The sequence below is a fragment of the Cytobacillus spongiae genome (assembly GCF_021390075.1).
In genome coordinates this window covers 243,044-258,332 of record NZ_CP089998.1, presented here as the reverse complement: position 1 = coordinate 258,332, position 15,289 = coordinate 243,044, and the positions used below count along the sequence as shown (strand labels likewise).

Here is a 15,289-nt window from a genome sequence, read left to right as displayed (position 1 = left end):
TTCCCCTCCTTCTAAGCAGAATGAATATCTTTTTTGTTATAAATGATAAAGCTTGCAATGAGAGATATCACTATTAAGAAAATGCCGAGAATCATATATGTCCATTCATATTTTTCATGATGCATAATGTAGGTATAATCAAAATACTTAAAGGGAGTAAAATAGCGACCGGCCTCCTCAGTGGCAGCGACCATCCCGATGAGAAAGAAGGTGAACACAACACCAAGAGATAATGAAATGACTGACTTCACTTTTGAGAACACCACAGCTAGAATGGTTCCAATCGCAAACATGATCAGTTGGGTAAACAAAAGTGTAAGGGAAATCAACAGGAAGACTTTCAGACTGAATTCTTTTAGATTGACGATATTTGCCACCATTAATGAAGCAATCAGATAAACGATATTTGTACAAAGTAATGTTGTGATGGCTGCAACTAACTTAAAAAAGAGAACCTTTGCTCTGGTTATAGGTTTGGTTAAAAGGAAATCAGCCGTCTTTTCCCGAATCTCCTTTGAAGTAATGGAGATTCCAAGATTCATTGCCTGAACCGAACCGCATAGTGTAATGTACAAAAAAATGTAAGAATAATAGCCATTTAGGGATCCTATACTGTCTACCTGGATTCCTAATGCTTTTCTTACTCCTTCAGGGAATCCTTCAAGTAGTTTTTTAAATTCATCGATTTCTTGTGAGATGGAAGGAAACATCGACATAAAAAGGATCACAAGACCGACTAATGCTCCTGTCCAAATAAGCGAAGATTTACGGTAAGCCTTCAGCTCATATAGAAATATATTCATAGAGGATCAAGCCTCCTTTTCGTAATAGTGCATGAATATTTCCTCTAAATCAGGCTCCTCGATCCAAAGATTCGATAGTTCTATTTCAGCGATTCTTTTCATGACGGTATTAATATCCCCTCTGAACAAGAAACTGACGTGATGATCTTCTACTTCAAGTTTACTGACACCTTCAAGTTCAAAATAAGAGCGCTCAACGTCACTTCTCACTTCCAGCTTGAATTTTTTATGATTGTTTTCTTTCAGAGTGCTGATCTTTTCAACCTGAACAATTTTTCCTTCTTTAATGATGGCCACCCGGTCACATAAACGCTGCACCTCTCCTAAAATGTGTGATGAAAATAGGATTGTCGCACCTTTTTTATTTTCAGCTTGAAGCAATTCAAAGAATTTCTGCTGCATTAGAGGATCCAGTCCAGAGGTCGGCTCATCAAGGATAATCAGCTTCGGTTCATGAAGCAATCCTTGAATGATTCCGACCTTTTTTTTGTTACCAAGGGAAAGGTCATCAATTTTCTTCGTTAAATCCAGGTTCAACATTTCAGCTAACTCTTTTATTCTCTTCATACAATCTTTATTATAAAAACTGGCGGAATATTTTAGAAGATCCATTACCTTCATATTGTCATAATAGAATACTTCAGACGGGAGATATCCGACCTCCTTTGCGATTTCGGGAGCAAACTCTATGCAGTCCTTCCCGAAAATCTTAGCACTGCCGCTTGTAGGGTGAATGAGAGATAACAACGTTCTAATCGTCGTCGATTTCCCGGCACCGTTTGGCCCGATAAAACCAAAAATTTCACCCTCTTCCACATGGAAATGAATGTCCGTAATCCCTCTCGACTTTCCGTACATTTTTGTTAAGCCATTTATTTCAATTACATTCATGGACCTCTTCCTCCCTTTTCCTATTCCCATTTTTATTTATAGAAAGCAGCCTTTAATAATTCAATGTAGGAATCTATTTCAGCAATCACTTCTTCCTGATCTATTTCCTCAACCGAGATCGTTTTGACTTTTTGCTGTTGCTGATTGGCAATCCCCTCAAATGTCCAGTAAATAACTTGAATCGCCCTTTTCACGTCGATTCCATCTTTGAATTTCGTCGTATCGACATTAGAGAATAATTTTGCAAAACTGTCATCCACTATTTTGGATTTCACCTTCTCTATGTCATCTTTCACTTCTGGTGCTTCTTCAAGTGATGCACTGGAAAGAAAATGAATGAGATGAGGATAAACGGAGAAGAGGTCAAATTTTATCATCGTCACCGCCCGAATCAAAATGAATAGATCCCGTTCATTCCAATCCATTCGCTCATAAATTTTCTCGGTGAATAAATCCGTCAGATGTACATATAGAGAAACATACAGATCTTTTTTACTTTTAAAATAATGGAATAGAATACCTTTCGATATTTTTGCCTCCTTCACAATTGCGTTAGTGGATGCATTTTGATAGCCATTTTTCGCAAAAACCTGCGTAGCTGCATTAATGATTCTTTCTTCCTTCTCAGGATCGATGTTTAACGTTTTAAACACTTTGCTTTTTTCCTCCTTCAAAAGGACTACCCTTTGACCGTTCTGGTCAATACCATTGTAACTATTTTGACCACACTGGTCAATATTATTGTTATATAATGAAAAGGCATACTTTTTGTCATAAAAAGCACGCCTTTTCGTTGGTGAGTTATAATGATAATATTTCTTTAAGATCCTCTTCTGTCATGTGAGATGTCCCTTGTTCATCGTGATCAATCACCTCTTGAATAAGATTTCTTTTTTTATCCTGAAGTTCGTTCATTTTTTCTTCAATGGTTCCGGAGGCGATGAGCTTAATGACTTGTACATTGTTTTTCTGTCCCATGCGATGGGCACGGTCGGAGGCTTGTTCTTCCACTGCAGGATTCCACCATGTATCATACAGGATGACCGTATCGGCACTGGTCAGGTTGAGCCCCGTCCCACCTGCCTTTAATGAAATGAGAAACAAATCTCCATCGCCTTGATTAAATCGATTACACATGTTGAGCCGGTCCTCAGAGGGAGTAGACCCATTTAAATAGAAAAAGGTACGTCCCCTTAAAGAAAGCTCTCTGCCGATCAATTCAAGCATTGTCGTAAATTGTGAAAAGATCAGAACCTTTCTCCCTGACAGTCTGGATTCCTCCAGTATCTCCATCAGCTGTATGAATTTAGCAGATGTTCCTTTATACCCTTCTACAAATAATGAAGGGTGACAGCAAATCTGTCTCAATCTAGTCAAACCTGCGAGAATTTTGATTTTGTTTTTCCTTAACGTATGTTTGTCCAAATGTTTTAATGTATCATGACGCAGCTTTGCTAAATAGGCCGCATACACTTCTTTCTGCTCGGGCAGCATTTCTTTTGATTCGGTTATTGTCCTTTTCTGAGGAAGCTCTGATAATACATCCTCTTTCAGCCTCCGTAAGACGAATGGCCGAATCCGTTTAGCCACATCTTTATTCGTAAGCCGGCTATAATCTTTTAAACCCTGGAATAAAGTCGGGAAAACGACATGAAAAATCGCCCATAGCTCTTCCAAGGAGTTCTCAACAGGCGTTCCGGTCAGAGCGAAACGATGATTTGCATCAATTTTCTTTACACTCCTGGCTGTTTGCGTTAGAGGGTTTTTGAATGCTTGTGCTTCATCGAAGATAACGGTATGAAATTCTTGCTCCTCATACCATCGACTATCACTGCGAAGTAAAGGATAAGACACAATGATAATATCTTTATCCTCTAGTCCTTCCTGTTTTTTCATTCTTTCTTGCCGGTTCCCATCCATTATGATGGTATTCAACTCAGGATAAAACTTCTCGATTTCATTGTCCCAATTGTACGTGAGGGAAGAAGGGCAAACGATGAGAACCGGACGTTTCTTACATCTGATCTCCTCAACTACAGAAGCAATGAATGTTATGGCCTGAATCGTCTTCCCAAGTCCCATGTCGTCAGCTAAAACCCCTCCGAATCCATAAAAAGCCAATGTCTTCATCCATTGAAATCCTTTTTTTTGATATTCTCTAAGAAGAGGTTCAAGAGTACTCGGTGTAGTAAACGTCATTTTTTCAGGATACCGTAAATGTTCCAGAAGCTCATGAAAGGATGCATCCAATTTGAATGTATGATTTTCATCCACTGTATCAAGGAGATGAAGATTCTGATTCAATGGCAGTTCAAGTCCCTTGAGTAGATCATGCTTTTCCGCTTTGGAAGAAATCAGAAAACGCTGAAGGTCCTGGAATTCATTGGACTCGAGGGACAGGAGTGATCCGTTTTTCATCCGATAATATTTACGCTTTTCTTCCAACGCCTCAAGGATTTCCATGACTTGCCTGTCGGGGATTCCATTCATTTCGAACTTGAATTCCAGCCAATTCATCCTTTCCTTCTTTACCTTGACCCGGATAGCAGGCAGATTATAACCCTTGAATACACGACTTCTTACTGCCGTAGTAGCATAGATTTGAGTCAGCCCTCCTATTTTGGGTACTCCGTAGGTTAAAAATTCATACTCTAAATCCCCGTTATGTAAGAAATAGCCCCCTTCCGTTCTACCGAATGAGAATTCCTCCATTAATTCAAGGATTGTATCTTCCTTCTCGGTTTCTCTAATGATCAAGGAACCTGAAGGTGGCTCCCTATTCTCCAATGGATGGATAACCACCTGGCCATAATGAAACTCGACACCAGCCAGCAAACGGTTCTTTACCCGGTCAAGATACAATTTTGCAATGAGGGGTGAACCTCCCATTTTGTGAGAAAGCTGTTTTGATAGCTGTACATTCCCGAGCTTTTTCAATCCAGTAGCAACCTTCTCAAGAAAAAATCCTATCCGCTCCTGTGGAATGGGTATGAAGTCTTCTCCTGAAATGAACAGAAGCCTTTTTAATTCAACCAGACGTTTGCAATCATCTGAATCTAATAAGGTGAAAGTTCCTTTATGAATAACCGTTTGATAGTCACTTAATATGACCAGGGTTCTTAATCCAGAAATGTATAATCGGTACCCATCATCTTGAGCTTGTCCAAAAGAAAATTCCAATGGTAGTGGTAGCTCTTTTTGTTGAAATTCTCCAAAAATAGTATTTGCCTGTTGCACCTTGACGTTGGGTGCTTTAAGTAATAACGGCAGCAGCCGGTCCCAGGATGACGGAGGAATCAACATCCGACCGGGGTTACTTTCATTTGTGGTGAAGAACAAGCTCTCATCAACTGACACTTTTACCAGGTGATGAAGAACAACATCTGTCACATTGTCAAAGCAATGACGTTTCTGGTCAAAGGTAAATGAGTCGGAAACGGGGAATACAGTGCCCCCTTGCAAGCTATTCAGGAAAGCCCTGATATTCTTTATCTTTATTGAATCTAATGACAATTCTATCCCTATCATCTCTGAACCGCTTGGAACATGTATAGTGTGAATCCAAATGTCGACCCTAATGGTCTCTCGGTCTTCAAAGTGTCTTTGCCGACCAGTCGTCCGCTTTCTTTCATCTTCGAAGAGAGTAAAGAAGTCTTCGGTGTCCTCTTCCCCTTGTCTATCCCCTGCACGCTGTTTATGCTCAAGGGCAATCAGGACTGCAGCGATATGTTGACATTCTTTATTGTAGGAAGCAAGTTTCGGACAGCTGCATTCTGATCTGATGTCACCGTTGTTCACTTCTGATATGGTCACATTAAATTCATCTTCCCCCATAACAGCCGCTTCACAGTAATTGACACTATATTCAGTAATCGTTACTTTATTTGATTGATAATAGGCTAGACCACTTTTGTATGAAACGGTACCGCATCGATTTTTTATAAATTTCTGATTTATGGCTTTCAAGTGTATGGTTCCCTTCCTTGAAACTGTATAAAGCTCCGATCGAACTTTTTCATCTTTATGATAACAACAAAGTGATGATTAAGAAACATGTATGATCAAATACTATATTAATAGAAACGTATATTTACGGTTTGAGCCGCATAGAATAAATGGAAAGAGAATCATAAAGAAAAAAATCCGCACTACGAGGCCAGTCATAGTACGGAAAAGGTGCTTTTACAGTTTACTTTTCGATATGATTCAATAGTGAAATAATGAAACTCCCTGCTTGAAATATGAGCATGAATATAAAGTAATTCTCCACCTCTTACACCCCTCTCAGATGACTACTTATTTGGAGAAAAATTTTTCCCCCTCTGATATCTATGTTGGAATAACTCATTTCATGCGTTTTTTGTTGGGAGAATCCAAAACCCGTAGCACTTCTAGAGATGCTACGGGTTTTCAGATTGACTACAGAGAAGAGTATGAGAAGGTTCATGCTTTTTTTAAAAGTTCACGGGGATATTCACATCTCGGCAAGATTTTTGATAACTTCGTACTTCCATTATATCGAGGAATATTTTTTCATTTTTAAGACAAAATCGCGCATTTCTCCCAATAAATATATACCATCATTACACACTACTTTAACGTTCCATATTACAATTTATGAAAATTTCGCTTACATGATATTTTCTATTGCATACCGCGACTTTTTTATGTAAATTAGTCAAGTATGTTTATTAGGAGGTATCATCATGAATCAAACACAAACCACTCAACGGGTTCAAATAGCGACAGCAGACCCTTCCGCCCTTGGTCTATTCGGACTAGCTATGGTCACCCTTGTTGCGTCATCAGCCAAACTTGGATGGACAGACGGTGTATCATTCGTATTACCATGGGCAATATTCTTGGGAGGTATCGCTCAATTGATTGCAAGCTTTGGGGATGCCAAGCACAACAACACGTTTGGAATGACGGCTTTCGGTGCATTCGGTTTATTTTGGCTGGGGGTGGGAACATCCTGGTTGATTTCATTCGGAGCATTTGGAGAAGCAGCAGCTTCAGCAGTCGATCCGCAGCAGCTTGGGATTGCGTATATCGGGTATCTGATTTTCAGTATTTTCATGACAGTAGGGGCCATGGAAACGCATAAGGTCTTATTCATCATTTTTGTCCTGATCGATTTCTTATTTATCGGTCTTTCCCTTTCAACATTAGGGATTGCACCTGAGCCTATGCACAAATTAGCAGCACTCTCTGAATTGTTCATTGCACTGTTTAGTTTTTACGGTTCCGCTGCGAGTGTTCTGAATACTCACTTTGGGAAAGAAGCACTTCCCGTTGGAAAGCCTTTTGGGATTTTTAAATAAAACATGTGAAAGAGATCGTTGAAAAACTCAACGATCTCTTTCTATCTTTATCATTTTTTTACAACAGGAATCAGAATATCAAAATGTGGATCTTCTAAATCCCTATCGAAGGGATATCTTTCATGCTTGATGGGAAGATCATCAAAATATTTGACATCGGGATCACGATATGGTTTATAGTCACTGTCTTTAAACCATTGATATATGTGGTGATAGGTATGTCCAATATTTTCTCCTTTTCTGTGATGAGTCTTAAAATAGGTCATAGCAGGTATATTGATTTCAATCATGTCTTTCGGAACTATCTGATCGCTCTTCACCTCATAAACAGAATAATGTAAGAAACCGTCTGGCCTAACATGATAAGATAAGCCAAGTTGCAATTCTGGTTTGAGGGCACCTTTAAGCTCCCCTATCCTCTGACTCATCTTTTCAATCAGGCGTTTAAGCTCCGGGACTTCCGTATAAGGACCTTCCCACGTTAGCCCTATTGCCCTGTAGGCCGGTAAATCCACCAGTTCAAATTGCAGTATCTCCATGCTTTTTCTCCTCTCTACTCAACACGAATCTTTCATTCTATTTCCTTACCCATGAATGTATGGAAGATGATTGACGAACCGGATCGGTGTCTCAACACCGTGTCTATCTCTTCACCTGAGTGTATGCTTCAAGGAGATCCTTCACCAATATCCCATTGATCTTCATTCCTCTAAGGTCACAATCCGATAATTCAACATTTGTCATATTGCAGTTTTGAAACCTGCTCCCCTTTAGCTCGCAGCGCTCAAATTTCATCGGTTCATCCCCAACACCGAGGGTTGTATCATGAATATGTACCCCTCCCAGCGTCACGTGGACAAATTCACTGTGACTCAAATTGAGGTCAGCAATCAACGTATGTTGAAGATTGATATTTTGAAATCTTGCATGACTGAGATTACAATTGCTGAAATGTGTCCGGCTTAAATTACTGTTGCTGAATGAGGAGTGACTTCCATCAATAGCGTAAAAATCCGTTTTCACCATTTTACTGTGTTCTACCTGTATTTCAGAGAGGTCGACATCTTTCAAAGTATCACCGAGAATAGTGAGTTTACTGATCTCATCCCCGGTCCCTTCCTCTTCAGGCTTTTTCTTCTCATAGCAGAACTCATCTTCTGATTGGAAAACCTTCCTGTACCCTGCCTTTTCATAAAATTGATGATTATTTACCTGGCGACTGGAAGTTTCAAGTTCCCAAGTCTTCACCTTCGGAAACTCACCTTCCATTAATTTCATCACTTCAGTACCGATTCCTTTTCCTTGATGGCGTGGTTCAATAAAAATCCGGTCCACCCTTCCATGGCGCTTTCCGACGACTGTCACAATCAATCCTCCGACCATTTCTCCATCATAAAGTACCTTATAGTAATTCAATTCCCTTATCATGTATTTTCCCGTTTCAATACAGTCGTAACCCGGAGGCTGAATGTTATAATCTACCACATCCTCTTGGTCTGAAAGCCATTTAACCTTTTCTGCATCAAAAACGTTCTTTTTTATATCCGTCAGGATGGCTGCATCGTCTATATCAGCCATTTGTATCTTAACCAGACTCATTGCTGTTCTCCTCCTGATCCAGTGAAATAGTTTTCAATTAATTTAATGAGATCGAATGCACCTGAGCTCTTATTCGATAGAACAGCCACTTTAATATCTCTTTCAGGGTAATGTGCTGCATGAAAACTCACACCAGGATCATATCCCATCACTTGATGTTTATTCGGAGGGTTGAGCCACATGCCGTAGCCATAATATACTCCTTCTCTCACTTTGACATGGGGACTAGTCATCCGTCTTGTATTCTCTTCGCTTAGAAGTTTATTTGACTTGAAAGCTTCCCAGAATTGGACCATATCCGGCCCTGTAACATATGCCCCGCCGTCAGCTCCTCCCTGTATTGGAATGGAGTAGAAGTTGGTTCTCCATGCATGGTCTGGTTCATCAATATATCCGTATGCTGTATTCTCAGGTAGACGATCTAAACGAAAATACCCGGAAGCATTCATCATCCCAGTTCTAAATATATGCCTTTCAATATACTCTTGTACCGTCAATCCCGACAGCTTCTCGATGATCAATCCCAATAAGATGTATCCGGCATTATTATAATGAAATCTCTCACCTGGAAGAAACTTCATATGTTCATTTTGAAAGAATGGTAGGAAATCTTCTCCCCTGGTCATTAAATACATAGGAGTCTGTTTCCATAATTCTTCGAAATCATCCATCACTTCTTCATCAAAGTAGTCCGGAATGCCGGATGTATGGGTAAGTAAGTGATGAATGGTAATAGAATCATCGAAATGGGGGAAAGAGTAAGGCAGACACTCTTTCATAGAAGTATGGAAAGATATCCATTGCTTCTCTACAAGCTGGCAGATGGCTACAGCAGTAAATAACTTGCAGCCTGATGCAATGCCAAATCGGGTATCAATCAAATTTGGCCTGCGATTACTACGGTCAGCGAGACCATATGAAGAGTTCACGAGAACAGATTCCTTCTCTTTTATCACAACCGACCCTGAAAAACGATTATGTTCAGCATGATTGTGAATCATTGTATTGAGGTTCATTTAAACCATCATCCTAACCTTAGTGGATTACATCATTCAAACGCAGTTTCAGGTAAATTATACCTTAAATGTGTAAGATTGTCATAAAAAAAGGAGTAAAAGAACTACCTTTTCCATCTAAGCTTCTTGTACTTTCTCTTCCCAACCTGTACAACCATTCCATCTTCAATCCACACTACAGAACGTACATCCAACACTTTCTTTGAATCAATTCTGATTCCTCCGTTTAGGATCATCCTGCGTGCTTCACTCTTAGAGCTTTGCATGTTTAAAGAGACAAGGAGATCCACAACCGAGACCTTCTCCACCCCTCTCCATTCTTCTTCAGGAATGTCTTCTGGAAGAGCCCCTTTTTGAAAAACCTCCTTGAACTGTTTTTCTGCATGATCAGCTGCCTTTTGACCATGGTACATTCTGACGATGGTTTTACCTAACAGTACTTTGGCATCTCTCGGGTGAAGGGTGCCCTCCTCTATATCCTTAACGGTCTTCCTCTTATCTTCTAATGACAGATCGGTGATAAGATCAAAGTATTTCGTAATTAACTCATCAGGAATCGACATGGTCTTCCCAAACATTTGATTAGGTTCTTCATTAATGCCAATATAGTTATGTTTAGATTTCGACATTTTTTCCACACCGTCAAGACCTTCCAATAATGGAAGCAATATAACTACTTGCTTTTCCTGGTTGTAATGTTCTTGAAGATGCCTTCCCATCAATACATTGAATTGCTGATCTGTACCACCAAGCTCTACATCACTTTTTAGGGCAACAGAATCATATCCCTGCATCATCGGGTAAAAAAGCTCATGAAGTGAAATGGGTCTACCTTCAGATAAACGGGTGGAAAAGTCATTCCTTTCAATCAACCGCGCCACCGTGATCTTTGATGAAAGATGAATGACATCTTCAAGATCCAAAGTCGACAGCCATCGGGAATTGTAATGAAGCTCCACCTTCTCTTGATCCAGGACTTTTCCGAATTGCTCAAAGTATGTCCGGGCATTGACTTTCACTTCCTCTTCAGTCAATTGTTTTCTTGCAGCAGATTTCCCTGTCGGATCCCCGATCTTACCAGTGAAATCACCGATGATGAGCTGGATGATATGACCATTTTCCTGAAACTCCCTTAATTTATTCAATACGACTGTATGGCCAAGGTGCACATCCGGGGCAGTAGGGTCGAGTCCCAGTTTGATTTTTAGAGGTTCCCCCTTAGAAATGGAGTTCACAAGTTTCTGCTTCAATTCAGCCTCTGGTATGATCTCCTGGACGCCATTTTTGTATTGAGCCAATTGCCTTTCGACTTCGTTCTGTTGATGTTTTGAGAGTGATTCCCATTTGTGCAGCATGATGTTTCCCCCTTCTTGTTAGTATCATTTTTTACATTGACCCTTCTTTGAACGAGATGAAGAATGATGAGATAGTACGAAAAGGTCATATTCCCCCTATAACCAACTCTCCTGTTCATACATACTTCCTTTCGCCTTTCAACGCCAAAAAACCACGTCCCTATACAAAGGGACGTGGTTTACGCGGTACCACCCTCATTGAAGATCTCTCTTCCACTCAATACGGATAACGGACCGGCCGTTCTCTGCTACTTCAATGTTCACAAAGAATGTTTAAGGAGGTAATTCGCTCTTATCTGTGTACTGATTTTCACCAAGCATCAGCTCTCTGCAACAGGGAGATAAGTCACTACTGATTCCTATCATGACATGTATGATTTTGAATTTTCATTTATTTTACAGAAGAGGAAAGAAAATTGCAATCATTTTTTATTCCTTTACAATTCCTATGACGAACCCATCGTATCCTTTGGATCCGACAGTCTGAATGGCTGTCGAATCGATGCGCGCCTCTTCAGATAACATGTCCACGAAAGTCCTTACTCCTTGAACGCTTTCATCATCACCCCTTTCTTCGATCACCTTTCCACCCCGAACCACATTATCCGTAATGATGACCGTACCAGGCTGTGATAATAAGAGTGCCCATTTTAAATAATTGGCATTATTTTGTTTATCGGCATCTATGAAAATGAAGTCGAAGGGACCTTCAAGAGTCGGTAATGTATCCAAGGCAGCTCCTGTTTTGATTTCCACTTTATTATCGAAACCGGCATTGTGAATGTTTTGTTCTGCCACCTTTGCATGTTTTTCACTATATTCCAATGTTACAAGTCGTCCATCCTCCGGAAGACCCCGGGCAAGCCAAATGGTACTATAGCCGCCAAGTGTTCCGATTTCCAGTATCCTTTTGGCCCCTTTAAGCTGGGCAAGCAATGAAAGGAATTTCCCCTGATTCGGGGACACGTCGATAGCAGGCAGACCCGCAGCATGATTGGCTTGTAAAACGGTATCCATGATTGAATCTGATTTTTGTAGTTTACCGGTATAATATTCATCTACCTTCGTCCACGTTTCGGCTGATGTCATTCATATCACTCCTTGTGTATGTACAAACTTGATTACTTTTTCAATTAATCATGATCATTCTTTCCTTCAACTTCATTCAGGAATCGTTTGGGCTTCTGTAAAAATCACGCCTTTCTTCAACATTGGACTATTCATAAAATAAACTGGTTAGTATTGATGGGCAGAAAGCACTTTTTTACCCTATACTTTACTTCTAGTGAAATACTGTAAATTCCTTCTGATCCATCCATTATTCACTTAAAAGTAAATCTTTTGCTTTGGAAATTTTTTTATTATAAAAAACCTACTATATTACTGGGTCCCTTCTGTAACATAAAGACTCTTGATGAATTCACACCATTTGGGAATAATAACTCAAAACAGTTAATCTTGGAGGGTTCATTCTTGCATACAAATGAACAGGCTTTATCCATTTTTGCATTAGGCGGAATCAATGAAATCGGCAAAAACATGTACGTCATCCAACACCGTGATGATATCGTCATCATTGACTGTGGAGGTAAATTCCCGGATGAAAGTCTCTTGGGTATAGACTTGATTATTCCCGATGTTACGTATCTTGAGAAAAACAGGGATAAAATACGTGGATTAATCGTCACTCATGGACACGAAGATCACATAGGCGGTATACCTTATCTGCTCAAAAAAATAAACATACCTATTTATGCTACTCATTTCACCCTGGGTTTAATCGAACTCAAGCTAGAAGAACATAAGCTGATGAGAGAGTCGAAACTTGTAACCGTCGACTCACAATCCAACTTGAATCTCGGCACGATTAATGTGTCGTTTTTCAAGGTCAGTCACAGTATCCCGGATTGTTTAGGGATCGTCTTCCATACCCCGGAAGGAAATGTCGTCCATACTGGTGACTTCAAATTCGACTTAACTCCGGCAAATCACCAATCCTCAGATATCCACAAAATGGCTCGGATCGGTGATGAAGGGGTGTTGGTACTGCTCTCTGAAAGTACGAATGCGGAGCGAGGGGGTCTGACACCTTCTGAAAAAATGGTGGGAAATCACATGGATGAGGCCTTTTTGAAGGCAGGCGGAAAGGTCTTCGTCTCGACATTCGCTTCGAATATCAATCGTGTCCAACAGGTGGTCGATGCCTCCATTAAAACAAACCGGAAGCTGGCACTATTGGGAAGGAGCATGATAAATGTCGTTTCGATTGCCATGGAAAGAGGATATTTGACTGTTCCTGAAGGGATGTTGATTGATGCACGTGAAATCGATGCTCTCCCACCTGAAAAAGTCGCCATTCTTTGCACGGGCAGTCAAGGTGAACCGATGGCCGCCCTTGGTCGACTTTCAAGCGGAAGATTCAGAGACGTCTACGTTTACCCTGGAGACACAGTCATTCTTGCTGCCTCTCCCATCCCTGGCAACGAAAAAGACGTATCCCGCATTTTAGATAACCTTTTTCAACTCGGTGCACATGTGATCTATGGCAGCGGCAGTACCACCGGCATGCATGTGTCGGGACACGGATATCAAGAAGACTTAAAATTGATGCTAACGTTAATGAAACCCACCTATTTCATCCCTATTCATGGAGAATACCGTATGCTGCATCATCACCGTTTGCTCGCTGAATCCGTCGGGGTTGAAACTGGGAATACCTTCATCATCAAAAACGGAGATGTCGTCGATATTGAGAGTTCAGCAGCCAGGCAAACCCGCACCATTCCAGCAGGTGATACTTATGTGGACGGCCTCAGTGTCGGTGATATTGGATCAATTGTTTTACGGGACCGTAAACAGCTTTCTGAAGATGGGATGCTGATCATCGTCATCACCCTGAACAAATCGGATCATACGGTTATTTCCGGCCCTGATACAGTCTCCCGAGGTTTCGTATTTGTACGTGACTCAGAGGATTTATTAAACGAGATCAACCATCTCGTGAAAAAAGTTCTCGATGATTTATCCGAGGCAAACATACGTGATTGGAAAGAAATGAAGCAGGCTATCAAAAAAGACGTTGGACAGTATGTTTTCAAACATTTGAAGCGGAAGCCTGTACTTCTGCCGATTATTATCGAGGTATGATGGAATTGCTGTCTAGACTTTGATCTCATTAATTTAGAATCACTATGGAAGGGATTCTTGGCATCGTTGTATCACTATTAAAAAAACTTGTACTTGTAATGCTTGATTGTTAAGAAAAGTGAACATTAGAAATTCATCTGAAGAACATAAAAGAGCACCCGGCCGATGCCGGGTGCTCTCCTAACCACTATCTCTCAACCTTATTTGCTTCATAAATTTTCACATCTAAAGGCGCTGCCAGATATTCCGGAGCTCTTCCCACGAATGAAGTGAAGTGCTTGCTCGTATTATGAGTCTCTACAGCCGCTGAATCCTTCCATACTTCTACCATTGTATAGACACTTTCTTTCTCGGTATCCTTCATTAGATCGTAGGAAACATTGCCTTCCTCTTCCCTCGATGATGCCACAAGAGAACGGATTTCTTCTAAAAATGCTTGCTCTTTATTAGGGGTGATTTGGAACTGTGCATGAATGATGATCATATCTTTTCTCCTCTTTCCGATTTGTTATTTCCACTCCGCAATGGTTTCGATAGGCAGACGGACCGATTTATATCCTTCTTCTGCAGCCTTTCCGATTGAAATCAGCATAACAGGATAATAACGTTCTTTATCCATGCCATATGCTTCTGCAATTTGATCCTTTTCGTAACCACCGATCGGATTTGTATCGTATCCGTGTGCACGTGCAGCAAGCATCAGTTGCATGGATACTAATCCTGCATCAATGAGGTTCATCTCTTTAAACTGTTCAAATGATAAAGACTTGAGCAATCCCTTGATCGCAGGAAGCTGTGTATCTCTAACTTCTGCAGGCATATACCCCTCTTCGACTGCTTTATCATAAATTTCATCTGCATAATCAAGGCTGTTCATATCTGCAAATACTGCAATCACGGCAGAAGATGATTTCACTTGGGTTTGATTGAATTTCGCAAGAGGAGCAAGGGTTTCTTTCCCTTCCGGACTGTCAATCACGACGAAGCGCCAAGGCTGAAGGTTAACAGAAGACGGCGCAAGAGTCGCTTCAGTGAGAATTTCTGTCATTTCTTCTTTACTGATTTTTACAGATGGATCATAGTTACGGATCGATCTGCGTCCTGTAATGATTTCGTTAAAGTCATTTAGTTTTGTTTGATTCATGAGACATTCT

Annotated in this window: 13 protein-coding genes and 1 other annotated feature; of the genes, 2 read left to right on the top strand and 11 right to left on the bottom strand. The window is 40.6% G+C overall.

Features of this window, described 5'->3' with window-relative positions; all coding sequences use genetic code 11:
- Positions 1–11: 11 nt before the first annotated feature.
- The 4 genes from LS684_RS21760 to LS684_RS21745 all read right to left on the bottom strand — a co-directional run bounded on the left by LS684_RS21760 (position 12) and on the right by LS684_RS21745 (position 5,660).
- On the bottom strand, positions 12–803 hold the full coding sequence (locus LS684_RS21760) for an ABC transporter permease subunit (protein WP_225003141.1): 792 nt from the start codon (positions 801–803) through the stop codon (positions 12–14).
- A gap of 6 nt (positions 804–809) precedes the next feature.
- Positions 810–1,694, bottom strand: coding sequence for an ABC transporter ATP-binding protein (locus LS684_RS21755; RefSeq protein WP_233811881.1), 885 nt, complete (start codon positions 1,692–1,694; stop codon positions 810–812).
- A gap of 32 nt (positions 1,695–1,726) precedes the next feature.
- Positions 1,727–2,347 (bottom strand): TetR/AcrR family transcriptional regulator, encoded by a 621-nt coding sequence (locus LS684_RS21750; protein ID WP_169215803.1) that lies wholly within the window; start codon positions 2,345–2,347, stop codon positions 1,727–1,729.
- A 148-nt stretch (positions 2,348–2,495) separates the two neighbouring features.
- Positions 2,496–5,660 (bottom strand): DEAD/DEAH box helicase, encoded by a 3,165-nt coding sequence (locus LS684_RS21745; RefSeq protein WP_349293141.1) that lies wholly within the window; start codon positions 5,658–5,660, stop codon positions 2,496–2,498.
- A gap of 740 nt (positions 5,661–6,400) precedes the next feature.
- Between LS684_RS21745 and LS684_RS21740 the strand changes: the two genes are divergently transcribed.
- The gene (locus LS684_RS21740; RefSeq protein WP_205832404.1) at positions 6,401–7,018 is read left to right on the top strand and encodes an acetate uptake transporter; all 618 of its coding nucleotides are present in this window, start codon (positions 6,401–6,403) and stop codon (positions 7,016–7,018) included.
- 50 nt (positions 7,019–7,068) lie between these two features.
- Here LS684_RS21740 and LS684_RS21735 read toward each other — a convergent pair whose 3' ends face one another.
- The 5 genes from LS684_RS21735 to LS684_RS21715 all read right to left on the bottom strand — a co-directional run bounded on the left by LS684_RS21735 (position 7,069) and on the right by LS684_RS21715 (position 12,077).
- Entirely contained in the window at positions 7,069–7,557 is a 489-nt protein-coding gene (locus tag LS684_RS21735) for a GyrI-like domain-containing protein (protein ID WP_225003138.1), read from the bottom strand.
- 103 nt (positions 7,558–7,660) lie between these two features.
- Positions 7,661–8,617 carry a GNAT family N-acetyltransferase gene (locus LS684_RS21730; RefSeq protein ID WP_233811880.1) on the bottom strand — a complete coding sequence of 319 codons (957 nt, stop codon included), beginning with the start codon at positions 8,615–8,617 and terminating at the stop codon, positions 7,661–7,663.
- A complete protein-coding gene (locus tag LS684_RS21725; protein ID WP_233811879.1) occupies positions 8,614–9,633 on the bottom strand; it encodes a serine hydrolase domain-containing protein in 1,020 nt (339 codons plus the stop codon). Before LS684_RS21725 ends, LS684_RS21730 begins: the two co-directional genes overlap by 4 nt.
- A 104-nt stretch (positions 9,634–9,737) precedes the next feature.
- The gene (tyrS, locus tag LS684_RS21720) at positions 9,738–10,988 is read right to left on the bottom strand and encodes a tyrosine--tRNA ligase (protein WP_233811878.1); all 1,251 of its coding nucleotides are present in this window, start codon (positions 10,986–10,988) and stop codon (positions 9,738–9,740) included.
- A gap of 165 nt (positions 10,989–11,153) precedes the next feature.
- Positions 11,154–11,363: a binding site (T-box leader), on the bottom strand.
- Between the two features lie 54 nt (positions 11,364–11,417).
- Positions 11,418–12,077: an O-methyltransferase gene (locus LS684_RS21715; protein WP_233811877.1), complete on the bottom strand. Its 660-nt coding sequence runs from the start codon at positions 12,075–12,077 to the stop codon at positions 11,418–11,420.
- Between the two features lie 384 nt (positions 12,078–12,461).
- On the opposite strand from LS684_RS21715, the gene LS684_RS21710 reads away from it, so the two are divergent.
- On the top strand, positions 12,462–14,135 hold the full coding sequence (locus LS684_RS21710) for a ribonuclease J (protein ID WP_233811876.1): 1,674 nt from the start codon (positions 12,462–12,464) through the stop codon (positions 14,133–14,135).
- A gap of 187 nt (positions 14,136–14,322) precedes the next feature.
- Here LS684_RS21710 and LS684_RS21705 read toward each other — a convergent pair whose 3' ends face one another.
- Both LS684_RS21705 and LS684_RS21700 read right to left on the bottom strand, forming a co-directional pair.
- On the bottom strand, positions 14,323–14,619 hold the full coding sequence (locus LS684_RS21705) for a putative quinol monooxygenase (protein ID WP_233811875.1): 297 nt from the start codon (positions 14,617–14,619) through the stop codon (positions 14,323–14,325).
- Positions 14,620–14,643: 24 nt separating this feature from the next.
- On the bottom strand, positions 14,644–15,279 hold the full coding sequence (locus LS684_RS21700; protein ID WP_169215810.1) for a nitroreductase family protein: 636 nt from the start codon (positions 15,277–15,279) through the stop codon (positions 14,644–14,646).
- Between the last annotated feature and the right edge of the window lie 10 nt (positions 15,280–15,289).

Coding starts and splice junctions, on each gene's coding strand:
- LS684_RS21730 (WP_233811880.1), bottom strand. CDS start 8,617: ATGAGTCTGGTTAAGATACAAATGGCTGATATAGACGATGCAGCCATC.
- LS684_RS21740 (WP_205832404.1), top strand. CDS start 6,401: ATGAATCAAACACAAACCACTCAACGGGTTCAAATAGCGACAGCAGAC.
- LS684_RS21725 (WP_233811879.1), bottom strand. CDS start 9,633: ATGAACCTCAATACAATGATTCACAATCATGCTGAACATAATCGTTTT.
- LS684_RS21715 (WP_233811877.1), bottom strand. CDS start 12,077: ATGACATCAGCCGAAACGTGGACGAAGGTAGATGAATATTATACCGGT.
- LS684_RS21735 (WP_225003138.1), bottom strand. CDS start 7,557: ATGGAGATACTGCAATTTGAACTGGTGGATTTACCGGCCTACAGGGCA.
- tyrS (WP_233811878.1), bottom strand. CDS start 10,988: ATGCTGCACAAATGGGAATCACTCTCAAAACATCAACAGAACGAAGTC.
- LS684_RS21760 (WP_225003141.1), bottom strand. CDS start 803: ATGAATATATTTCTATATGAGCTGAAGGCTTACCGTAAATCTTCGCTT.
- LS684_RS21700 (WP_169215810.1), bottom strand. CDS start 15,279: ATGAATCAAACAAAACTAAATGACTTTAACGAAATCATTACAGGACGC.
- LS684_RS21705 (WP_233811875.1), bottom strand. CDS start 14,619: ATGATCATCATTCATGCACAGTTCCAAATCACCCCTAATAAAGAGCAA.
- LS684_RS21755 (WP_233811881.1), bottom strand. CDS start 1,694: ATGAATGTAATTGAAATAAATGGCTTAACAAAAATGTACGGAAAGTCG.